At 61.1% G+C, this 20,225-nt stretch carries 22 protein-coding genes; 5 read left to right on the top strand and 17 right to left on the bottom strand.

Going from position 1 to position 20,225, the window contains the following annotated elements; all coding sequences use genetic code 11:
- Positions 1 to 63: 63 nt before the first annotated feature.
- Positions 64 to 954 (bottom strand): AraC family transcriptional regulator, encoded by an 891-nt coding sequence (locus AB4O09_RS09900; RefSeq protein WP_003204200.1) that lies wholly within the window; start codon positions 952 to 954, stop codon positions 64 to 66.
- A gap of 179 nt (positions 955 to 1,133) precedes the next feature.
- Between AB4O09_RS09900 and AB4O09_RS09895 the strand changes: the two genes are divergently transcribed.
- On the top strand, positions 1,134 to 2,186 hold the full coding sequence (locus AB4O09_RS09895; RefSeq protein WP_003204202.1) for an NAD(P)-dependent alcohol dehydrogenase: 1,053 nt from the start codon (positions 1,134 to 1,136) through the stop codon (positions 2,184 to 2,186).
- A 6-nt stretch (positions 2,187 to 2,192) separates the two neighbouring features.
- Here AB4O09_RS09895 and AB4O09_RS09890 read toward each other — a convergent pair whose 3' ends face one another.
- The 5 genes from AB4O09_RS09890 to AB4O09_RS09870 form a co-directional block, all read right to left on the bottom strand.
- Positions 2,193 to 2,996, bottom strand: a complete 804-nt coding sequence (locus AB4O09_RS09890; RefSeq protein WP_013693986.1) for an IclR family transcriptional regulator — start codon at positions 2,994 to 2,996, stop codon at positions 2,193 to 2,195.
- Positions 2,997 to 3,055: 59 nt separating this feature from the next.
- Positions 3,056 to 4,366 (bottom strand): MFS transporter, encoded by a 1,311-nt coding sequence (locus tag AB4O09_RS09885; RefSeq protein ID WP_003204206.1) that lies wholly within the window; start codon positions 4,364 to 4,366, stop codon positions 3,056 to 3,058.
- A gap of 208 nt (positions 4,367 to 4,574) precedes the next feature.
- Positions 4,575 to 5,723, bottom strand: a complete 1,149-nt coding sequence (gene dgoD, locus AB4O09_RS09880) for a galactonate dehydratase (protein WP_003179439.1) — start codon at positions 5,721 to 5,723, stop codon at positions 4,575 to 4,577.
- Positions 5,724 to 5,772: 49 nt separating this feature from the next.
- Positions 5,773 to 6,393 carry a 2-dehydro-3-deoxy-6-phosphogalactonate aldolase gene (locus tag AB4O09_RS09875; protein ID WP_003204208.1) on the bottom strand — a complete coding sequence of 207 codons (621 nt, stop codon included), beginning with the start codon at positions 6,391 to 6,393 and terminating at the stop codon, positions 5,773 to 5,775.
- 19 nt (positions 6,394 to 6,412) lie between these two features.
- The gene (locus tag AB4O09_RS09870) at positions 6,413 to 7,393 is read right to left on the bottom strand and encodes a 2-dehydro-3-deoxygalactonokinase (protein ID WP_003204210.1); all 981 of its coding nucleotides are present in this window, start codon (positions 7,391 to 7,393) and stop codon (positions 6,413 to 6,415) included.
- A gap of 188 nt (positions 7,394 to 7,581) precedes the next feature.
- Between AB4O09_RS09870 and AB4O09_RS09865 the strand changes: the two genes are divergently transcribed.
- Positions 7,582 to 8,214, top strand: coding sequence for a glutathione S-transferase family protein (locus AB4O09_RS09865; RefSeq protein ID WP_003204212.1), 633 nt, complete (start codon positions 7,582 to 7,584; stop codon positions 8,212 to 8,214).
- A 5-nt stretch (positions 8,215 to 8,219) separates the two neighbouring features.
- Here AB4O09_RS09865 and AB4O09_RS09860 read toward each other — a convergent pair whose 3' ends face one another.
- The gene (locus AB4O09_RS09860; RefSeq protein WP_003204214.1) at positions 8,220 to 8,702 is read right to left on the bottom strand and encodes a GNAT family N-acetyltransferase; all 483 of its coding nucleotides are present in this window, start codon (positions 8,700 to 8,702) and stop codon (positions 8,220 to 8,222) included.
- Positions 8,703 to 8,819: 117 nt separating this feature from the next.
- Here AB4O09_RS09860 and AB4O09_RS09855 point away from each other — a divergent pair, with 117 nt between their 5' ends.
- From AB4O09_RS09855 to AB4O09_RS09845, 3 genes are all read left to right on the top strand, one after another.
- The gene (locus tag AB4O09_RS09855) at positions 8,820 to 9,476 is read left to right on the top strand and encodes an HD domain-containing protein (RefSeq protein WP_460108137.1); all 657 of its coding nucleotides are present in this window, start codon (positions 8,820 to 8,822) and stop codon (positions 9,474 to 9,476) included.
- Between the two features lie 84 nt (positions 9,477 to 9,560).
- Positions 9,561 to 9,905: a hypothetical protein gene (locus AB4O09_RS09850; RefSeq protein WP_003204218.1), complete on the top strand. Its 345-nt coding sequence runs from the start codon at positions 9,561 to 9,563 to the stop codon at positions 9,903 to 9,905.
- Positions 9,906 to 9,937: 32 nt separating this feature from the next.
- Positions 9,938 to 10,318 carry a Rho termination factor N-terminal domain-containing protein gene (locus tag AB4O09_RS09845; protein ID WP_027911486.1) on the top strand — a complete coding sequence of 127 codons (381 nt, stop codon included), beginning with the start codon at positions 9,938 to 9,940 and terminating at the stop codon, positions 10,316 to 10,318.
- A 142-nt stretch (positions 10,319 to 10,460) separates the two neighbouring features.
- Here the strand turns inward: AB4O09_RS09845 and araH are convergent, their stop codons facing one another.
- The 10 genes from araH to AB4O09_RS09795 all read right to left on the bottom strand — a co-directional run bounded on the left by araH (position 10,461) and on the right by AB4O09_RS09795 (position 20,221).
- Positions 10,461 to 11,429, bottom strand: coding sequence for an L-arabinose ABC transporter permease AraH (gene araH / locus AB4O09_RS09840; protein WP_003204223.1), 969 nt, complete (start codon positions 11,427 to 11,429; stop codon positions 10,461 to 10,463).
- Between the two features lie 10 nt (positions 11,430 to 11,439).
- Positions 11,440 to 12,984, bottom strand: coding sequence for an L-arabinose ABC transporter ATP-binding protein AraG (gene araG, locus AB4O09_RS09835; RefSeq protein WP_003204225.1), 1,545 nt, complete (start codon positions 12,982 to 12,984; stop codon positions 11,440 to 11,442).
- A 75-nt stretch (positions 12,985 to 13,059) separates the two neighbouring features.
- Positions 13,060 to 14,064, bottom strand: coding sequence for a substrate-binding domain-containing protein (locus AB4O09_RS09830; RefSeq protein ID WP_003204227.1), 1,005 nt, complete (start codon positions 14,062 to 14,064; stop codon positions 13,060 to 13,062).
- A 175-nt stretch (positions 14,065 to 14,239) separates the two neighbouring features.
- On the bottom strand, positions 14,240 to 15,058 hold the full coding sequence (locus AB4O09_RS09825) for an SDR family oxidoreductase (protein WP_027911487.1): 819 nt from the start codon (positions 15,056 to 15,058) through the stop codon (positions 14,240 to 14,242).
- Between the two features lie 236 nt (positions 15,059 to 15,294).
- The gene (locus tag AB4O09_RS09820) at positions 15,295 to 16,170 is read right to left on the bottom strand and encodes an SMP-30/gluconolactonase/LRE family protein (protein WP_027911488.1); all 876 of its coding nucleotides are present in this window, start codon (positions 16,168 to 16,170) and stop codon (positions 15,295 to 15,297) included.
- Positions 16,167 to 16,913 (bottom strand): FadR/GntR family transcriptional regulator, encoded by a 747-nt coding sequence (locus AB4O09_RS09815; RefSeq protein ID WP_003204233.1) that lies wholly within the window; start codon positions 16,911 to 16,913, stop codon positions 16,167 to 16,169. Before AB4O09_RS09815 ends, AB4O09_RS09820 begins: the two co-directional genes overlap by 4 nt.
- Positions 16,914 to 17,089: 176 nt before the next feature.
- The gene (locus tag AB4O09_RS09810) at positions 17,090 to 17,650 is read right to left on the bottom strand and encodes a DUF1285 domain-containing protein (RefSeq protein ID WP_003204235.1); all 561 of its coding nucleotides are present in this window, start codon (positions 17,648 to 17,650) and stop codon (positions 17,090 to 17,092) included.
- 16 nt (positions 17,651 to 17,666) lie between these two features.
- Complete coding sequence (locus AB4O09_RS09805; protein WP_003204236.1) at positions 17,667 to 18,272, bottom strand: DUF4823 domain-containing protein; 606 nt, start codon at positions 18,270 to 18,272, stop codon at positions 17,667 to 17,669.
- 188 nt (positions 18,273 to 18,460) lie between these two features.
- Positions 18,461 to 19,429: a GTP 3',8-cyclase MoaA gene (locus AB4O09_RS09800; protein ID WP_003204238.1), complete on the bottom strand. Its 969-nt coding sequence runs from the start codon at positions 19,427 to 19,429 to the stop codon at positions 18,461 to 18,463.
- Positions 19,430 to 19,582: 153 nt separating this feature from the next.
- Positions 19,583 to 20,221, bottom strand: coding sequence for a TetR/AcrR family transcriptional regulator (locus AB4O09_RS09795; RefSeq protein ID WP_003204240.1), 639 nt, complete (start codon positions 20,219 to 20,221; stop codon positions 19,583 to 19,585).
- Positions 20,222 to 20,225: the final 4 nt, after the last annotated feature.

Genomic DNA, 20,225 nt, shown 5'->3' with positions numbered 1-20,225 from the left:
TTTTTGTTGCCTGCCATCCAAGCAGTACCACAGCTCGCTCCCACAGGGGGTGATATCAGTGGATCAAGCGGCGCGCTCTTCCCCAGGGTTGCGCTCGAAGTAGCGCTTGTACTCCCGACTGAACTGCGACGAGCTCTGATACCCCACCTGGTGCGCGACCTGGGCCACGCCCATGCCCTCGGTGAGCAGCAGCCGCTGGGCCTTGAGCAGGCGCAAGCGCTTGAGGTACTGCACTGGCGACAGCAAGGTGCTGCGCTTGAAATGCTCATGAAAGGTCGAGGCGCTCATGTTCGCGCAACTGGCCAAGGTCTCGACGTTCAGCGGCTCGGTGAAGTGCGCATGCAAATGGCCCAGGGCCGCGGCAATCCGGGCGAATTGGCCTTGCTGCTCCACCAGCGCCCGCAGCACATCGGCCTGGGGCCCGCGCAACGCGACGAACAACAACTCCCGCAGCCGCGCCTGGCCCATGACCTGGCATTCCAGTGGGTCGTGCAAGCAACGCAACAAGCGTTCGACACACCCACGCATGGCGTCATCGAGCACTGCGCAGGTCATTGATTCCGGCGTCTGGGGCGCCAGGTTCCGCCCCGGCACCAGCCCCATGGCCAGTACCAACTCCCCCAGCATCGCCCGATCGATCGCAACGGAAACCCCAAACAGCGGAGCATTGGGCATGGCGTAGGTTTCGCACTCGAACGGCACCGGCAAGGCCTGGATCAGATAGTGCCCGGCGCCATATTCCAGTGTGCGCGGTCCCAGGTACGCCAGTTTGCTGCCCTGGGCGATGATCACCAGGCTCGGCTCGTAGAGCTGCGGGCCACGGGCGACGTCCTGGCTGGCCCGAAGCGCATGTACGCCGGGCAGTGGCGTCGGGACGAAACCGTCGCGGGTCGCCAAGGGTTCTATCAATGAAACCAGCGTAGCGTTGGCATCGAGATGGCGGGTCAACAACATGGGCGAAAACTTCACGAAAAAAGGGATGAAACCATCATCGCAGGTCTGGCGTCACATAGGATCAGATCCTGGCCAAGACCGGAGGATTAGGCATGACAGGCGGAGGAATCGCCATCGCCACCTGTCGCCGGGACTCCCAGAATGAAACCCTCAACGTTCATTGCTTAGCGAGGTCCATCATGTACACAGCCATCGGATATGCCGCCCAGTCGGCCACCACTCCCCTCGCCCCCATGAAATTCGAGCGTCGCAGCCCGCGAGCCGACGATGTGGCGATCGACATTCTCTACTGCGGCGTCTGTCATTCCGACATCCACCAGGCCCGCAACGAATGGGGCATCGCCGTTTACCCGCTGATGCCCGGCCACGAAATCATCGGCAAAGTCACCGCCGTCGGCGCGGACGTCACCCGCTACAAGGTTGGCGACCTGGTGGGCGTAGGCTGCATGGTCGACTCCTGCCGCGAGTGCGAAGCCTGCCGCGCTGACTTGGAGCAATACTGTTTCGAAGGCATGACCCAGACCTACGCCAGCCCGGACCGTGTGAGCGGCGGCCACACCATGGGCGGTTACTCCAACAGCATCGTGGTCAACGAACACTTTGTGCTGCGCATTCCGGCAGCACTCGACCCGGCCAGCGCCGCACCACTTCTCTGCGCAGGCATCACCACCTACTCGCCCCTCAAGCACTATGGCGTGAAGGCTGGCGACAAGGTTGGCGTGCTGGGCATGGGCGGCCTGGGTCACATGGGCATCAAGTTCGCCAAGGCCTTGGGCGCAGAAGTCACGTTGTTCACCCGCTCGGCGAGCAAGGCCGAAGAAGCCCGTCGCCAGGGCGCGGACCATGTGATCGTATCCACCGACGCCGAACAGATGGCCGCAGCAGCCGGACGATTCCACTTCCTGCTGGACACCATTCCGGTACAGCACGACCTCAATCCCTACCTCGACACGCTGCGTTTCGACGGAGTGCACATCCTGGTAGGTCTGGTCGAGCCGATCGATCCGCCGGTACACGCGGCAAAATTGATCATGGGCCGTCGGGTCCTGGCCGGTTCGTTGATTGGCGGTATCGCCGAAACCCAGGAAGTGCTGGATTTCTGCGCCGAACACAACATCAGCTGCGACATTGAAATGCTCGACATCCGCCAGATCAACGAGGCCTACAGCCGCATGATCGCCGGGGATGTGAAATACCGCTTTGTCATCGACATGGCCACGCTCAAGGCCTGACGTTCGTCAAACCTTGGCGCCCAGTTCCGCCGACAACCGGGCTGTGACCCCTTTGACCAGGGGAATCAGCTCGGCCATCTTTTCCAGCGGCATGTACGGCACGGTGCTGGCGATGCTGATGCCGGCAACAATGCGCTTGCCGGCGTCACGGATCGGCGCCGCCACACAGCGAATCGACGGTTCGTTGTCTTCCAGGTCGAAGGCATAGCCCCCCGCCACATACTCCACCATCCGTTGCTGGAACTGTTCCCAGGATTGCTCCTGATGCTGGGGCCAGAATTGATTCTTCCCACCGGCTGGCAGGCTGATTTCATACAGCCGCTTCCATTGTTCCTGCGAGTCATCGAGCATCAGCGCCTTGCCGATCCCAGTGCGCGCCAACGGCATCCGATGGCCTACGCGCGAGCGCATTTCCGGGCCGTTGCGCCCCGGATTCTTCAGCAGGTACAAGACTTCGTCACCTTCGCGAATCGCCAAGTGAACGGTGTCCCCGGTAAGCGCCGACAGCTCGTCCAGGTACGGCCCCGCCAGGCTCACCAGTGGCAACTCTTCCCGGGCCTGAAAACCCAGCTCGATCAATTTCGGCCCCAGCAGGTAGCCCACTTGCGGCACCACGCGCAGGTAACGCTCATCCACCAGGCAACTGGCCAGGCGATGGGTGGTGCTGCGGGTGGTGCCGATCAGCCGGGCGATTTCCTTCAAGTCACGGGCGCCGCTGGCGACCGCTTGGACCACCCCCAGGCCACGCAACAATGTCTGCGTGCCCGTAGGTGCGGCGTCCTTGGTGATTTTTGGATCGTCTTGCTGCATAGCCGGCCTTCAACAGTGAGCGGGGAACGGGCGGCATTATGGTCGCCCGCCCCGTCGGACTACAACTCGATGCGCTCGACCTTCCCGACCAGCAGGATGTAGGACAGCGCGCCAGCCAGTGCCAGGACAGAGATATAGGTGATGGCCGGGGCAAACGAATCGCCGCTGGCGAGAAAGCCAATGACGATCGGCGTGGCGATGGCCGCCAGGTTGCCGATGAAGTTGAACACCCCACCGGTCAACCCGAGCAGTCGCGCCGGCGCCAGTGTGGAGACCAGCGACCAGGTGATCGACGCCAGGCCATTGCCGAAGAACGCCAAGGCCAGGAAGGCAATCACCAGCGGCGTCGACTCGACGAAGTTGGCGCCGATGATCGAGGTCGAGATCAGCAACCCGCCAATGATCGGCAGCTTGCGTGCAAACCCCACGGTGGCGCCGCGGCGAATCAGCCAGTCGGAGAAGAACCCGGAGCACAGCACGCCGACAAACGCCGCGAGAAATGGCAGGGACGCCAGTAGGCCGGACTTGATGAAGTCCATGCCGCGATATTTCACCAGGTAGGTCGGGAACCAGGTCAGGAAAAACCACAGCGTGGAGTTGAGGCAGAACTGCCCCAGGTAAATGCCCCACAACTTGCGTTGGGTCAGGACAATCCCCAGGTCGGTCCAGCTGAATTTGGCCTTGACCTTGGCGGTATCGGCCTGGATATCCACCAGCCCGCCGCCTTCGCGGATCAGTTCGATTTCGGCGGCGTTGGCACCTTTGAAATCCCGCGGTTCGCGATACACCGCGTACCAGATCGCCGCCCAGATAATGCCCACCGCGCCCGTGGCGACAAACACCATGTGCCAACCGAAGGCGTGTTGCAGCCAGGCCAATACCGGGGTCAGGAAGGCCAACCCGACAAACTGCCCGGAGGTATAGAAACCGATGGCCGTGGCCCGCTCGCGCTCAGGAAACCAGGTGGTGACCACGCGGCTGTTGATCGGATAAGCCGGCGCTTCCAGGGCACCGACCGCCATGCGCAGTACGAACAGCGCGATGAAACTGGCGGCAAAGCCCAGCATTACCGTGGCCACCGACCACAACAGCAACGCCACGCTATACAGAATGCGCGGCGGCACCCGATCCACCAGCCAGCCACCGGGTATTTGCATGGCGGCGTAGGTCCAGCCGAACGCCGAGAAAATCAGCCCGACGTGGATCGGATCGATGCCCAGGTCGCTGGTCAGTGCGGGAGCGGCGATCGAGAGGTTGCTGCGGTCCAGGTAATTGATCACCACGGTGATGAACAGCAGGACCATGATGAAAAAACGCTTGCGGCTGGGCGTCACCAACGACGCCTGCGCGCTCAGGGTGTGCGCTTGCATGTGAGGTGCCTCTTTTTATGTTTGTCGAATACGGCAAGGATTGAGCAAGACCCTGTGGGAGCAAGGCTTGCCCGCGATGAACGATGACCCGGTCTGCCTGGAAAACGCATCGACTTCATCGCGGGCAAGCCTTGCTCCCACAGAACCCCTTGCTCCACAGGAGTCTTTTGCTCCTGAAAGGATTCCTATCAGAGTGATCAGGCGTGACTCACCACTCGGCAAAACTGCCATCGGCATGGCGCCAGATCGGGTTGCGCCAGCGGTGGCCGATGGCCGCGCGTTCGATGACGTATTCCTCGTTGATCTCAATGCCCAGGCCCGGGCCGTTCGGGATCTTCACAAAGCCCTTGTCGTAGTCGAACACCTGCGGATCCTTGATGTAATCCAGCAGGTCGTTGCTCTCGTTGTAGTGGATGCCCAGGCTCTGTTCCTGGATGAAGGCGTTGTAGCAGACCGCGTCCAGTTGCAGGCACGCCGCCAGGGCGATCGGGCCCAGCGGGCAGTGCAGCGCCAGCGCCACGTCATAGGCCTCGGCCATGTTGGCGATCTTGCGGGTCTCGGTGATACCCCCGGCGTGGGATGCATCCGGCTGAATGATGTCCACGTAGCCTTCGCTGAGTACACGTTTGAAGTCCCAGCGCGAGAACAAGCGCTCGCCCAGAGCGATCGGGGTGCTGGTCAGCGGCGCCAACTCCTTGAGGGCTTCGTAGTTTTCGCTGAGCACCGGCTCTTCGATGAACATCAGCTTGTAGGGATCGAGTTCCTTCATCAGTACCTTGGCCATCGGCTTGTGCACCCGGCCGTGGAAGTCCACGCCAATGCCGACGTTCGGCCCCACCGCGTCCCGCACCGCCGCGACGTTGGCCAGGGCTAGGTCGACTTTTTCAAAGGTGTCGAGAAACTGCAGCTCTTCGGTGCCGTTCATCTTCACAGCGGTGAAGCCCCGCGCCACGGCTTCTTTCGCCGCGCGAGCGGTGTCGGCCGGCCGGTCGCCGCCGATCCACGAATACACACGGATCTTGTCGCGCACCTGGCCGCCCAGCAGGTCGCTGACCGACACGCCCAGGGCCTTGCCCTTGATGTCCCACAGCGCCTGGTCGATGCCGGCCAGGGCGCTCATGTGAATGGCCCCGCCGCGGTAGAAGCCGCCACGATAGAGCACGGTCCAGATGTCTTCGATGTTGCGTGGGTCTTTGCCGATCAGGTAGTCGGACAATTCCTCGACAGCCGCCGCCACCGTGTGGGCACGGCCTTCGACCACGGGCTCGCCCCAACCGGTCACGCCCTCGTCGGTCTCGACCTTGAGGAAGCACCAGCGCGGCGGAACGATAAACGTGGTCAGCTTGGTGATTTTCATCTTGTTGTCTCTCTTGTCAGATGCAGCGCACGGGGCGCTGGAAAAGTCTTCAGTTCAAGGCGTTCCATGCGGCCACGTAGGCCTTGGCGCGCACCGCCACTTCATCCGCTGTCAGGCCCGGCTTGAACAGCCCGGAACCAAGGCCGAAACCCTTGACGCCGGCTTCGACGAACACCGCCATGTTGTCCGGGGTAATCCCGCCCACCGGCACCAGCACGGTCCCGGCCGGCAGCACCGCGAGCCAGGCCTTGACCACCGCCGGGCCCATTTGCTCGGCGGGGAACATCTTCAGTACATGGGCGCCTTCGGCCAGCGCGGCAAAGGCTTCGGTGGGCGTGGCGACGCCTGGCGACAGGTACAAGCCCGCCGCTTTCGCCGCACGCAGCACCTTCGGATCGCTGTGGGGCATGACGATCACTTGGCCGCCAGCGGCTTTCACCTGCTCGACCTGTTCCGGCGTGAGCACGGTACCGGCACCGATCAGGCAATCGGCGGGCAAGGTACTGCGCAGGATGCGGATGCTTTCGTACGGTTCGGGGGAATTGAGCGGTACTTCGATGACGCGAAATCCGGCGCTGTACAGGACTTCGCCGATGGCCGCCGCCTCTTCGGGACGCAGACCACGCAGGATCGCGATCAGCCCGTTGTGCGCCAGTGCTTGTGTGAGCATGTCAGACCTCCAGTCAGGTTCAGGGGGCGGTGGAATCGAGCAACCCGGCCGCCACGGCCAGTTGCCACAAACCGCGTTCGGTGGCCTGTTCGGCCAGGACCACCCGGGCGAAGCCGCAGGCGTCGAGGGCCCGTTGATAACGGACACAGAGTTGGGAGTTGCCGATCAGCACCACCGTCGGCAGGTGGAGGCTGTCGCGTCGCCGACGCTGCACCTCGGCCAGCGCCGTCAGCTCATGGCCGATCAGCAGGCCCGAGAGGTAATCGGCCTGGGCGCTGGCCTCCAGTTCGCCGGTCAAGCCCAGGCTGCGGGCACTGAACACCGTGGACAACGGACCGATCTGGCCATCCACCGACAACGCCACCTGTACGCCACGATCAAAGGCCACGCCATCGAAGGTCGTACTCCGTTGCTGGGTGCGGCCGAGAATGCTGTGGTCACTGAGCACGGCGAAGATCTCGCCGGTCATGAAGGTGTCGAAATGCACGATGCAGCCATCGGCCACTTCCACCCATTTCGAATGACTGCCGGGCAAGCCGATCAGCACCGCTTCGTCCGGCAGGCTGTGCAAGGCGCCGAGCACTTGGGTTTCTTCGCCGCGCATGACATTGGGCAAGCGTGAACGCTGAATCACGCCCGGCACGATGTGCACATCGACACCGCGAAGGCTGCGAACGGTTCGTAGGGAATGTCCGAGATTGGCGACGTTGGCGGGTGTGTCGCAGTAAGGCGCTTCACGCCAGCCTTGAGCACTGCCGACCATGCCACAGGCGATGACAGGCAAGCCTGGCTGAGCATCGAGCCAGTCGCCGCAGGCTTCGTCGAAGGCCAGTTCGAAACCGTCGATGCACACCCGGCCGGCCACGGTTCGCGGCCCGGAAGGCAACTGCATGATCCCCGATGACAGCGAGCGCTGCTCGAGCACCTCGCCACCGGCTGCGAGTTTGTAAGCCCGTAATGAGGTGGTCCCCCAATCGAGCGCGATCAATTGCGCCTGCATCCGCTTCACCTGTTCTGTTTTTTGGCAGTGAGTGGAACGGACTATAAACCTGGGCGCAGCAAAATCTCAATATATAAATATCTCTCCCATATATTGGGATTTTTCATATCCACCACAAAGCCAATCGCCATCCGCCCAAGACCCTGCTACGTTTCTGATCGGACGCCAAACAACTCAGGGAAAAAGTAATGGGACAACAGCTGAAAATCCTCGGCCGCACTTCCTCGATCAACGTCAGAAAAGTGCTGTGGACCTGCCAGGAACTGGAAATCGCCTACGAGCGCGAAGACTGGGGCATTGGTTTTTCTTCGACCCAGGATCCGGATTTCCTCGCCCTGAATCCCAATGCCCAGGTGCCGGTAATCATTGATGAGAACGGTGTGCTCTGGGAGTCCAATACCATTTGCCGTTACCTGGTGGGCAAGCATGGGCGCAGCGACCTGCTGCCTGTCGAGCCTGCCGCACGGGCGCGTGTCGAGCAGTGGATGGACTGGCAAGCCACAGAGCTCAACCCGTCATGGGGCTACGCATTCCACGCCCTGGTACGCAAGAATCCGGACTTCCAGGACCCGCAACGCATCGCCGCCGGCATCAAAGGCTGGAACGAGAAGATGGGTTTGCTGGAACAGCAATTGAACCGCACCGGCGCCTATGTGGCCGGTACGGCGTTTTCCCTTGCGGATGTGCTCATCGGCTTGTCGGTGCACCGCTGGCGCCAGGCGCCCATGGAACGCCCGGACTATCCTGCGGTGGCCGCCTACTGCAAACGCCTTGAGCAGCGCCCGGGGTTTGCCGAGTACGCGTGCGCCGCGCACTCATGAAATGCTCAGTTGCCGTTAGCAAAATCCCGTAGCACCTTGCCGTCCATTCGGTAGCGCACCCACTCTTCCTGTGGTTGCGCGCCGAGGGATTTGTAGAACTCGATGGCCGGCGTGTTCCAGTCCAGCACGCTCCATTCGAAGCGCCCGCAATCGTTGTCACAGGCAACTTTCGCCAAATGGCGCAGCAACGTCTTGCCCGCCCCGCCACCGCGCTGGTCAGGCGTGATGTACAGGTCTTCGAGGTACAGGCAGTTGCTGCCCAGCCAAGTGGAATAACTGAAGAAAAACACCGCGAAGCCAATCGGCACGCCATCACGCAGGCAGATCAACCCGTGGGCCGTTGCGCCCTCGCTGAACAGGCTGCGCTCGATGTCCGCCACACTGGCGATGACTTCGTGGCGGGCCTTTTCGTAATCGGCCAACTCGGTGATGAAGGCAAGGATTTGAGGCGCATCGCTGGGTTGCGCAGGACGGATCTCGATGGACATGAACAGGCCTTGTAGCCAATTGAAAGCGCCATACTAAGCCGCCACGGGGCGCTCGTCACATATGAAAATGAACATCGTCCACGAACCCTCGAAGTACCGACATACAAAGGATCTGTCATGACCGCTGCCGCCTTTGCACCTTTTCAAACCGTCGTTGCCCAGCTGCTGCCTCACGCATTGGAGCCATCGGAGGATGGCGCTCACGATCTGTCACATCTGCAACGGGTCTGGCACAACGTACGCTTGCTCCACCGTCATGAAGGCGGTGACCTGCTTATCCTGCTGGCGGCAACGCTGCTGCATGACTGCGTGGCGGTGGAAAAAAATTCACCGCTGCGCGCCCAGGCCTCTCGCTTGGCAGCGGATAAGGCATCGACACTGTTGTCGACACTGAACTGGCCAGACGAAAAAATCAGCGCCGTTGCCCATGCCATCGAGGCTCACAGTTTTTCGGCCAATATCGCAGCGATCACACTCGAAGCCAAAATTCTCCAGGACGCCGACCGCCTCGACTCATTGGGCCTGCTCGGGGTGGCCCGCACATTCTATGTAGCCGGACGCATGGGCAGTGCACTCTATGACCCTCAGGATCCGCAGGCCAAGTCCCGGGATTACGATGATCGACGTTTCTGCCTCGATCATTTCCAGACCAAATTGTTGCACCTGGCCGACGGTTTCCAGACTGCCACCGGGCAACACATGGCGCTGATCCGTCACGAAAAACTGAAAAGCTTCATGGAGCAATTCATGGAAGAGGCCGGACTCGACGGTTAGACCATTCGTCGCGCCCGAGGCACAAACCCAAATCCAGCGAGGCCCAAGATCAGGTAAGCATTCTGAAAAATGGAGGCGACACTCATGATCACTAAAAGGCTGACCGCATTCACCTTCGCCGCGCTGCTGTCGTCGGTGGCTTTCGCGGCTTCGACCTCCGGCACCGGGCCGACCGACCCGGTACAGGCGCCCAACTCTCCCGCAACCGAAGGCCTGCCCAAGCTGAACACCGACGGCACCGGCAGTGGCCTGAACAATGGCCAGCCACCCGCCACCGGCACCGATCCGCGTGTGCAGGGTAATGACACGGGTCGTCAGGGCGGCATGAATACACCGGACTCGACAGCGCCTGATAACGCCGACACCGGGGTGGGCTCGAAAACCACGACCGGTGGTTCGGGCTCCGAAGGTGGCGCCGCCAGCCAGTAGCCTCTGCTCAGACATTTGAGGAGGAACATCCCATGCCTCGTGGAAGCAAAGACAAATACACCGCCGAACAAAAGCGCAAGGCCGCACACATTGAAAAAAGCTACGAGAAAAAAGGTGTGTCCGAGAACGAAGCCGAGGCACGCGCCTGGGCGACCGTGAACAAACAGTCCGGTGGTGGCGAACGCTCCGGTGGTTCTGGCAAGGAAAAACCGGCGACGGCCAAGAAAACCGACCGCAAGGAATCGGCCCGGCGCGCCGCCAAGACCCGCGAAGGTCACCCGCGCACCAGTAAAGCCTCCCACGCGACCCAGACAGTGGACAGCTTGATGAGGGAGGCCCGGGCGAAAAACATTCCCGGGCGCTCGAAGATGCGTAAGCAGGAATTGGTTGAGGCGTTGCGCAAGGCGGGGTGATTGTCGGCGTCTGGGAGAACGCCTTCGCGAGCAAGCCCGCTCCCACATTGGATCTGCGCTGTGCCGGGGTTCTGAGCCCTGGCACAAAATCCTGTGGGAGCGAGCCTGCTCGCGAAAGCGGCCGGCCCGGTTGCTGCAGGGTTCAGCGTTGTTTCAAGCGGTCGATCACCACCGCCAGCAGCAGGATCGAGCCGCGGATGACGTATTGGTAGAAGGTGTCGATGTTCTTCAGGTTCATCGCGTTTTCGATGATCGCCAAAATCAGCACGCCCGCAATGACGTGGCGAATCATGCCGATGCCACCGCTCAATGACACCCCACCCAGCACGCAAGCCGAGATCACGGTCAGTTCGAAGCCCTGGCCGATCATCGGTTGGCCCGAGGTCATGCGCGATGCCAGGATCACCCCGGCCAGGGCGCCGATGACGCCATGCACGGCGAAGATGATGATCTTGGTGCGATCAACGTTCACCCCCGCCAACAACGCCGCTTCCTGGTTGCCACCGATGGCCATGGTATTGCGCCCATAGGTGGTGTAGTTCAGCAGCCAGCCGAAAAACAGGAAGCAGGCGATGGTGATCAGGATCGGCACCGGTACGCCGAACAATTGGCCGTTGCCGAACACGAAGAACGATTCCTGCGACACACCCACCGCTTTGCCGTTGGCAAAGATGTAGGCCAGGCCGCGAACGATCTGCATTGTCGCCAGTGTGGTGATCAAGGCATTGACCCGCAGCTTGGCGATGACGATGCCGTTGATCAGGCCCACGATCAGCCCCATCACCAGCGCCGCACTGACGCCGAGGAACACGCTGTTGGTGTCGCGCATCACCACCGCCGCGACCACGCCGGCACAGGCAATCACCGAACCGACCGACAAGTCGAAGTGCCCGGACGCCAGGCAATACAACATGGTGCAGGCCGCGATGCCGGTGGTGGAAATCGCCAGGCCCAGCCCGCGCATGTTCAGCGGCGACAGGAAGTTGTCGATCATCAGGGTGCAGAGCACGAAGATGCCGATGGCCGCCAGCAGCATGACCCAGTCATCCAGGAAACGGCGCAGGTCCAGGGGTTTGCGTGCCGTTGGCAGTGCATTGTTTTGAATGGTCATGATTTACCTCTCAGTTCGCCGCGTCGGCAACGCGTTGGCGCGGCAGCGCCAGTTGCAGCAGATTGGATTCGTTGGCCTGGTCACGCGGCAGCTCGCCGCGCATGGCCCCTTCGCAGAGCACCAGGATTCGGTCGGAAATGCCCATCACTTCCATCAGGTCGCTGGACACCACAATCACCGCGATACCGTCGGCCGCCAGGTTGTGGATAATCTGGTAGATCTCCGCCTTGGCGCCGATGTCGATGCCACGAGTAGGCTCGTCCAGCAGCAGGACTTTCATCGGCATCGACAGCCAGCGACCAAGAATCGCCTTCTGCTGGTTCCCGCCGGACAGGTACATGATTTTCTGGCTGGCCGCCGGCGTCTTCACTTTCAGCGACTTGATCTGTTTGTCGGCATTACCCCGCTCCCAGTCGCCACGCAACAGGCAGCCAAGTGTGGAATGAGACGGACGCGCACTGATGTTGATGTTCTCGCCCACACTGCCCAACGGGATGATGCCTTCCTTCTTGCGATCCTCCGGGCAGAGCAGAACGCCCGCGGCGATGGCATCCCGTGGAGAACGTAGTTTCAGCTCCTTACCGTGCAGGACCAGGCTGCCCTCGCGCTGGCGCTCCAGGCCACTGAGCAAGCGAAAAAGCTCCGTACGACCGGCGCCGACCAGCCCGAACAAGCCGAGGATCTCGCCCTTGTGCACCTGGAAACTCACCGGTTCGCGCAAGCCCGGCCCCAGCAGGCCCTTCACTTGCAGCGCCACATCGCCGCGCTCCCGAGGACGGTAATCATAGATGTCCTGGATATCGCGACCGACCATGCACGTGACGAGTTGATCATGGGTCAACTCGCTCATGTTCTCGAAGGTCCGCACGTAACGACCGTCCTTGAACACCGTCACCGCATTGCAGATGCGGAACACCTCCTCCATGCGGTGGCTGACGTAGAGCACCACTTTGCCCTCGTCCCGCAGTCGACTGATGATCGCCATCAAACGGTCGATTTCACGGGCCGACAGGCTACTGGTGGGTTCGTCGAAAGCAATGACGTGGGCGCCACGGGACAAGGCCTTGGCGATTTCCACCAGTTGGCGCTGACCAAGGGACAGGCGCCCGACCTTTTCCTGCGGGTCGATTTCGTCGGCCAGGCCCTTGAGCAGCGTCAGCGCCTGCTGGCGCAGCACACCACGATTGACCAGGCCGAAACGCGCCGGCAAATGGCCGAGAAACAGGTTTTCAGCGACGGTCATTTCCGGCACCAGGTGCAGTTCCTGGTGAATCACTGCCACACCACTGGCGATGCTGTCAGCGGTGCCTTTGAACGCCATCGTCTGTTCGCCGATCTGCAAGTCGCCGCTGCTCGGGATGTAGGCACCGCCCAGGATCTTGAGCAGCGTGGACTTGCCGGCGCCGTTTTCACCCATCAAGGCATGGACCTGCCCCGGATGGGCAACGAAACTGATATTGGCCAGCGCCTGCACGCCGGGAAAGGACTTGCCGATCCCGTTGAATCGCAAGCTGCCGCCGATGTTGTGTTGCCGTGTCGCTGTTTGCGCTTGCATAACCACCTCGAACTTACAGAGATCAAGCGACCCCGCCACTCATGTGACCAGGGCCGCTTTTGAATCAACCGGCCGTCAGTTCCACAGGCCGATTTTTTCCAGCTCTTGCTTGAAGTTCTCCCGGGTGATCAGCGTCACCTCGTCCATGGCGGTGTACTTCGGCGGCTCCTTGCCGGTGGTGATCCACTCGTACATCATTTCGGCGGTCTTGTAGCCTTCGATGTGCGGGCTTGGCAGCATCGAACCGAAGAAGCCGCTGTTAGGCTTTTTCAGCTCACCGATAGCGTCAGTGCCGTTGATGCCGATGCCGATCACATTGGCCGCCTTGAACCCGGCGGCTTCGGTGGCGCGCACGCCGCCCAGCACGGTGTTGTCATTCATGCCACCGATAATCAGGTTTTTCGCGGCGCTTGGCAGTTTCACCAGGGCCGAGTTGGTGGAGTCCATGCTGCCGGGTACGTCGAGGGTTTTCAGGGCGGCGAAGAGGATGTGGTCTTTCGGGATACCGGCCTCCTCAAGGGATTTGACCGAACCGTCGGTGCGCTTCTTGCCAGTGTCCAGTTCGTTGTAGGTGTTGATCACCGCATAGGTTTCTTTCCAATCCCAGCCGCGTTTTTTCGCTTCAGCAGCCATGGCGGCGCCCTGTTTCTGGCCCACCTCGAATGCGGCCATGCCCAGGTACGGCACGTCTTCCATGAACTTGCCGCTGGCGTCGACGAAACGGTCGTCCACGGCAATCACCTTGAGATCGTTGAGCTTGGCCTTGGCCATGATGGCCGGGCCGAGGGATACGTCCGGCGGGCAGATCACGAAGCCCTTGGCCCCGTTGGCGGCAAGGCTGTCGATGGCCGAAAGGGTTTTCTCGCCGTCGGGCACGGCGATCTTGATCAACTGGAAGCCTTTATCCTTGGCCGCCTTCTCGGCAAACGCCCATTCGGTCTGGAACCAAGGCTCCTCGGCCTGCTTGACCAGGAAACCAATTTTTACCGCATCGGCCGCCAGCAAGTGGCTGCTGAGGCTGACCGCGGTAACCGCCAGGGCGGCGCGACACAGGGAACGGATCCCACGACGATGTTTCATAGTTGACTCCTTGTTTTTTTTATTGAAAGCCAAACGTCCAGGTTTCTGCTCCACCGTCGGTGGAAATGCGCAGGCTGGGCGGTTACAGCAAGTTGCTACACAGCATAGGCCTGAATAGTCATATCGTATGATGATTGGATTACAGGCGAAGTTTCCCACTGCAATCCAGGAATATTCAGTCGTGGTACATGACCGAACGTCCCCCATCGATGGTGATGCATGAGGCATTGATAAACGTTGCTTCGTCACTGGCCAGGAACACGGCCGTCATTGCCACTTCGATCGGTTGCCCGACACGCCGTGGCGGGTGCAGATCCAGCGCACGCTGGCGTTCGGCATGGGGATCGGCAAAGCCGTTCCAGTAGTCGACGTTCAGTTGGGTTTCGATATAACCCGGGGCGATGGCGTTGACACGTACCCCTTTGGGCGCGTATTCGATGCCCAGGGCGCGAGTCAGGCCAAGCAGGCCATGCTTGGCCACCGGGTAAGGGAAACAGCCGGGAATGATGTGGGACGAATGGACCGAGGCAATGTTGATGATGCTGCCCACGCCCTGCTCGATCATCTGTGGCAACACCGCCTTGCAACCGTACCAGGCGCCATCCAGGTCGATGGCGAAGCAGCGGCGCCAGTCCTCTTCGGTCATTTCCAGCGGGTCGCGGAAGACATTGACGCCGGCGCAGTTGACCAACACATCGATGCGACCGTGCAGCTCGACGGCGCGCCGGGCCATGGCCTGCAAGTCCTGCGGCTTCGACACATCGGCCTGCAGCGCTTGCACGTCGGCCCCGCGTACACGCCAATGGGCGGCCACCGCCTCGACCTTCTGCGCCTGGATATCACTGATCACCAACCGGGCCTGTTGCGACGCGAACGCCGCGACGATGGCCTCGCCAATGCCTTGGGCGGCACCAGTCAACAGCACGACCTTGTCTTTCAGGCGCTCGCCCTTCGGTGGCTCCGGCACGGGTGGCAAGACCAAAGGCTCAGCCATGGTTCAAGCCTCCTGCGCGCGGGCACGACAAAAACCGGGCATCCACGGATGACCGGCGCAGAGGCGCTTGAAAGAACAGTGGCCAGCGTACGCCGCCGGGGCGTACGGGGAAAGATCGTTGCATCACTTCACCTGTTTTGTTTTTTTAGTGTGAGTGCGTATTGCCGATGGAGCCGACTATAAACCCGGCCGCCAAATAATCTCAATATATATATTTACATCCCATATTTTGGGATTCAGCCTGCAAACCTTGTACACACCACGCCAGGCACATCGACACGCATCGACAGCACGGCACCGTCCAGCGGATGACCCAATGGGCTCGCCGCGCTGGTGATGTACAACGTCTTGAGGTCTTCGCCGCCGAACACACAACTTGTCGGGCGGCTGACAGGCAGTTCGATCACCCGATCGACCTGGCCGTCCGGGCTCAACCGCAGCAAGCAACTGCCGTCCCAGCGGGCGTTCCAGATATAGCCCCGGGCATCCATCGCCGAGCCATCCGGGCCGCCACGGGGATGGGGGCCGAACCAGACTTCGGCAGGCGCCAGGTTGCCCTCAGGGTAGATAAAGTGCCGATACAACGTGCCATCCAGGCTATCGCCGAAATACACCGTGGTGCCATCGGGGCTCCAGAGCAAGGTGTTCGGAATGCCCAGCCCGCGCAGCAAGGGCATGACCCGACCATCACCGGCGACGCGAAACAGCCCGCCGGAGCGCCGCTCGATCGGCAAGTCCTCGCCTTCGTCACCGATATTGTTCTGCATGGTGCCGAGCCACAGTTGACCCTGGCCATCGCAACGGGCCTCGTTGGGACGATTGCCTGGCTGGGGATCGGCCATGCACAGCAGCGTCAGGCGCGGTTCCAGGCCCGGAGAATCGAGATCGAGGCGGTAGACACCACTGCTCAGGGTCACCAGGGCGTCGCCACTCTGGGTTGGAATGAAAGCGGACACGTGCTCGGGCATCTGCCAGATCTGTACGTTGGCGCCGATCAGCCGCAGTGCCTGCTTGCCGGCGATATCGACCCAATACAACGCCTGGGTCGGCTCGTCCCAGAAGGGCCCCTCGCCCAACTTCGCCCGGTGTTCCGTCACAGCCGTCCACTTCATTGAAACCTCCCGTTCCCGGCTTGTCCGGCAGCGTCTGTTCGACCGGCCATGACATTGGGGTAAAAGCGTTTGATGGCCAGGTCAGCGTTATCGATCAGGGTCATGCAGGCCCAGACGCCACGCGCCGCGTCACGAGCGGCGATGGCGTCGGCGATGTCCTTGTGGATGGGCAAGGTGCGGCGCAGTTCATCCGGGTCGGCCGCCGATACTTCGAACGACACCGCCAGCAGCGCACCGAGGGCCGGGACCATTTGCTCGATGAACTGATTATGGCTGGCGGCCAGGATGCACTCATGGAAAAACTGGTCGGCACGGTTGTAATCGGCACCGCTGTCCACGGCTCGCTCCAGCGCATGGTAGGCCAGGCGGATCGCCTGCACCTGATCGGCCGTGGCCCGCTCGCAGGCCCAGCGCACCGCCATCGGCTCGATGGTGCGACGCAGGTCCAGCAAGTCATCGACAAAATTTTCCGGTAGGCCGCTGCGTGACAGCCAGCCAACCACTTGGGGGTCGAACAGATTCCAGCGCCGCACCGGCAGTACCCGCGTGCCGACTTTCGGCCCGACTTCCAGCATGCCTTTGGCCACCAGGGTCTTGATCGCCTCGCGAATCACTGTGCGACTGACGCCCAGTTGCTCGCCCAAGTCCGCTTCGACCTTGATGGTTTGCCCAGGCTTGACCTGGCCGGCGGCTATCCAGCCCCCCAGCCAATCGACGGTCGATGCATGAAAACTGCTGGACATGAAAACCCCGCGGGCCACTCTTATTGGAGGCCCACGCTAATCATCATACGATTGGGTGTCAATTTGAATTTTACTTGGCCACTGTGGGAGCGAGCCTGCTCGCGATAGCGGTGGGTCAGTGGAGAATGAGGTTGGATGCGCCGGCGCCTTCGCGAGCAAGCTCGCTCCCACAGGGTTTACGGTTCCAGGCCGATAGGGAAGAACTCGCCGCCGCTCCACACGCCCAACCAGCGCTGCCCGTCGATCTCGCGGCTGACCGCCAGCTCCACCAGTTGGTAAAACACATTGCGATGGATCAGTGCTTCGAGATTGCTGCGCACATGCACGTAGGGCGCGGGTTCCTGGGTCAGGGGATCGATCACCACCCGCAGCGGATGCTCGGCACCGGCCTCGGTGGTTTCCTCGACATTGGTGGTGAAGCGCAACAACTGCCCTTCCCCCTGCCCTTCGACCTCAAGGGTCACGGCCACGAACGGCGCGTCATCGACCTTGATGCCGACTTTTTCCACAGGGGTAATCAGGAAGTAATCATCGCCGTCGCGGCGGATGATGGTAGAGAACAACTTGACCATCGGCTTTCGCCCGATGGGCGTACCCAGGTAGTACCAGGTGCCGTCCCGGGCGATGCGCATGTCAATGTCGCCGCAGAAGTCGGGATTCCACAAGTGGACCGGCGGCAGGCCTTTGGTCTTGGGGATCTGCCCCAGCAAATCATTGGCTTTTTGCGGTCCGCTCATGGTGACTCCTGATTATTTATTCGTCGCTCATCCCCAGCAGGCTGCGGGCATATTCACGCAAAGGCGTGGCGATGAGGTCTTGTGGCTGCTTGTCGTGCAACGTCAGTAAACCGCCACGACTCTTGATCCGTGCAGTATCAATCAAATACTGGGTGCTGGTCTCGATCAACATGATTTGAATCACGCTGGTATCGACACCCAGGCGATCCAAGGCTTCTTCATCCTGCCATTCGTCAGTGTTGCCGATGCGGTTGTCAGCCTTGGCGAAGCGGGTGTACAGCAAATAATGGGCACCGGCGGAGCGGGCTTCACCCATGGCCTGGTCGAGGCCCTCGGGAACGCGGGCGCGACGGACCATGGGGAAATATTCGATGAAGCCATTGAAGGCCTCTTCGGCCACGACGTTGGGACGCGGGTAAGCGCTGCCTGGCGGAGCAAAGGCGCCCTGGGCGATGTAGATGAACGAGTCGGGCTGAATACGCAGGTTGTTCACACGACGGCTGTCGCTATGGTCCAGCAGGCCGGCGTCGCTCATGTGATAACGAACGCCCTCTCCCATGTCGCTGACATTCATGCAGCCACCAAGCGCCAAAACGGCCAGCAGCAAAACCAGGCTACGCATCCTACCCTCCAAAAAACCGGTGTCGGAAAACCGGCGAATGGTCGTGGGATGCAGCTTTTGCGCCAGCTCATCGAGATGGGGGTCAGATGTATCCAAGTGAATGGAAAATTGCTATCGCGGGCAAGCCTTGCTCCCACAAGTACGACGCTTATCATGTGGGAGCAAGGCTTGCCCGCGATAGCAATAGATCAGCCGCCGATGATTTTCATGATGGTCGCGCCGCCGGAGAATGCCACTTCCTGCTTGTCCCCCAACGCCTTGACCAACAAGCGCTGAAGCGCCGGCAATGCCTGGTGACGGGGCTTGTCCAGCAGGTCGCCGACGAAGTGACGGTTGCTCGACGACAGGCAGCCATGCAGCCACCCAGTGGAAGACAACCGCAACCGTGAGCAGGTACGGCAGAAAGGCACGCTTTCGTTGGCGATCACGCCAAAGTGACCCAACCCCGGTATCTCATAGCGCACCGCAGTGGCATCCACCGGCGCATCGGCTTGCAGGTATTCGTACTGATCGCCGATCAGGCTGAGCAATTGCTGGAGGCTGACGAACTGCTGCAGGAAGGCGTTGGAGTCGCTGGCCAGGTGTCCCATGCGCATCAACTCGATGAAACGCAACTCATAGCCACGTTCCAGGCAGTATTCGAGCAAAGGCATCACCTGGTCCAGATTCTGCCCGCGCAACGGCACCATGTTGACCTTGATCTTCATCCCGGCGGCCCGAGCCTGTTCCATGCCGTCAAGCACGGTCGCCAGGTCGCCGCCACGGGCGATACTGCGAAACGCGGCGGGGTCCAGGGTGTCGAGGGAAACGTTGATGCGACGGATACCGGCGTCTACCAGCAACGGCAGTTTTTTCGCCAGCAACTGGCCATTGGTGGTCAGGCTGATGTCCTCCAGGCCCATCTGCCCCACCGCCGTCATGAAACGCTCGAGCTTGGGGCTGACCAACGGTTCGCCGCCAGTGATGCGCAGCCGCTCGATGCCGGCGGCCTCGATCAGATAGGCCACACCACGCGCCATGGCCTCGGCCGACAGTTCATCCTGCGCAGCCACCAACCGCTTGCCATCAGGCACGCAATAGGTACAGGCGTAATTGCAGGCTGAGGTCAGGCTGATCCGCAAATTACGGAAACGCCTGCCTTGACGGTCAACGATCATGGATCACTCCGGCACAAGAAAAATCGGACTCGCGAAAATTGACCTAGAAATCAAGATTTCGCAAGACCCAAGCCTGAGTATATTACTGGGACACTGCGCCATGTAAGCGGACATGGCGCAATAAGGCAGCTGAATGTCTTGGCCTGTGCGGCCTTAGCTGCTAGGGACGTCGGTATCACGCTTGCGCTTGTTGCCCATGCGCACGCCGATGTCCATCAGGAACTGGAAGAAACCTTCCTGATCTTCCAGCACGTTGCTCCAGAACGGCGAGTGATACAGCGCCACCGCACCGTGCACCAGCGCCCAGGCAGCACAGTAATGGAAATAAGGCGGCACGTCTTCAAGCTTGCCTTCGCTGATCCGGCCCTTGATCAGCAGGGTCAGGCGTTCGAAGTTCGAGGCGCGGATCTTGTGCAACTCCTCGACCATCTCCGGCACCTGGTTGCCCTTGACCACCTTCTCTTCCAGGCGATCGAACAAGCGGTAGCGCTGCGGGTCGCGCATGCGGAACTCGAAGTAGGCCCGGGACAGGGCCTCCTTGTCCTTGTCCACATCGGCCGAGTGCAGCAGCTCGTTCAAATCGCGCTCGTAGTCGAGCATCAGGCGCAGGTAGATCTCCGCCTTGGATTTGAAATGTTTATAAATCGTGCCTTTGCCGATACCCACGGCATCCGCAATCATCTCGACGGTGACACTGTCTTCACCCTGATCGAGGAACAACTTGAGCGCGGTGTCGAGAATTTCCTGCTCGCGGCGGCGAAACTCACGGACCTTACGAGGTTCTTTGTGCATAAGA

This window comes from Pseudomonas sp. H1_F01, from assembly GCF_054681425.1.
The sequence above is the reverse complement of the archived record's forward strand: the minus strand, read 5'-3'. Positions and strand labels throughout refer to the sequence as shown.

Coding starts and splice junctions, on each gene's coding strand:
- AB4O09_RS09900 (WP_003204200.1), bottom strand. CDS start 954: ATGTTGTTGACCCGCCATCTCGATGCCAACGCTACGCTGGTTTCATTG.
- AB4O09_RS09895 (WP_003204202.1), top strand. CDS start 1,134: ATGTACACAGCCATCGGATATGCCGCCCAGTCGGCCACCACTCCCCTC.
- AB4O09_RS09890 (WP_013693986.1), bottom strand. CDS start 2,996: ATGCAGCAAGACGATCCAAAAATCACCAAGGACGCCGCACCTACGGGC.
- AB4O09_RS09885 (WP_003204206.1), bottom strand. CDS start 4,366: ATGCAAGCGCACACCCTGAGCGCGCAGGCGTCGTTGGTGACGCCCAGC.
- dgoD (WP_003179439.1), bottom strand. CDS start 5,723: ATGAAAATCACCAAGCTGACCACGTTTATCGTTCCGCCGCGCTGGTGC.
- AB4O09_RS09875 (WP_003204208.1), bottom strand. CDS start 6,393: ATGCTCACACAAGCACTGGCGCACAACGGGCTGATCGCGATCCTGCGT.
- AB4O09_RS09870 (WP_003204210.1), bottom strand. CDS start 7,393: ATGCAGGCGCAATTGATCGCGCTCGATTGGGGGACCACCTCATTACGG.
- AB4O09_RS09865 (WP_003204212.1), top strand. CDS start 7,582: ATGGGACAACAGCTGAAAATCCTCGGCCGCACTTCCTCGATCAACGTC.
- AB4O09_RS09860 (WP_003204214.1), bottom strand. CDS start 8,702: ATGTCCATCGAGATCCGTCCTGCGCAACCCAGCGATGCGCCTCAAATC.
- AB4O09_RS09855 (WP_460108137.1), top strand. CDS start 8,820: ATGACCGCTGCCGCCTTTGCACCTTTTCAAACCGTCGTTGCCCAGCTG.
- AB4O09_RS09850 (WP_003204218.1), top strand. CDS start 9,561: ATGATCACTAAAAGGCTGACCGCATTCACCTTCGCCGCGCTGCTGTCG.
- AB4O09_RS09845 (WP_027911486.1), top strand. CDS start 9,938: ATGCCTCGTGGAAGCAAAGACAAATACACCGCCGAACAAAAGCGCAAG.
- araH (WP_003204223.1), bottom strand. CDS start 11,429: ATGACCATTCAAAACAATGCACTGCCAACGGCACGCAAACCCCTGGAC.
- araG (WP_003204225.1), bottom strand. CDS start 12,984: ATGCAAGCGCAAACAGCGACACGGCAACACAACATCGGCGGCAGCTTG.
- AB4O09_RS09830 (WP_003204227.1), bottom strand. CDS start 14,064: ATGAAACATCGTCGTGGGATCCGTTCCCTGTGTCGCGCCGCCCTGGCG.
- AB4O09_RS09825 (WP_027911487.1), bottom strand. CDS start 15,058: ATGGCTGAGCCTTTGGTCTTGCCACCCGTGCCGGAGCCACCGAAGGGC.
- AB4O09_RS09820 (WP_027911488.1), bottom strand. CDS start 16,170: ATGAAGTGGACGGCTGTGACGGAACACCGGGCGAAGTTGGGCGAGGGG.
- AB4O09_RS09815 (WP_003204233.1), bottom strand. CDS start 16,913: ATGTCCAGCAGTTTTCATGCATCGACCGTCGATTGGCTGGGGGGCTGG.
- AB4O09_RS09810 (WP_003204235.1), bottom strand. CDS start 17,650: ATGAGCGGACCGCAAAAAGCCAATGATTTGCTGGGGCAGATCCCCAAG.
- AB4O09_RS09805 (WP_003204236.1), bottom strand. CDS start 18,272: ATGCGTAGCCTGGTTTTGCTGCTGGCCGTTTTGGCGCTTGGTGGCTGC.
- AB4O09_RS09800 (WP_003204238.1), bottom strand. CDS start 19,429: ATGATCGTTGACCGTCAAGGCAGGCGTTTCCGTAATTTGCGGATCAGC.
- AB4O09_RS09795 (WP_003204240.1), bottom strand. CDS start 20,221: ATGCACAAAGAACCTCGTAAGGTCCGTGAGTTTCGCCGCCGCGAGCAG.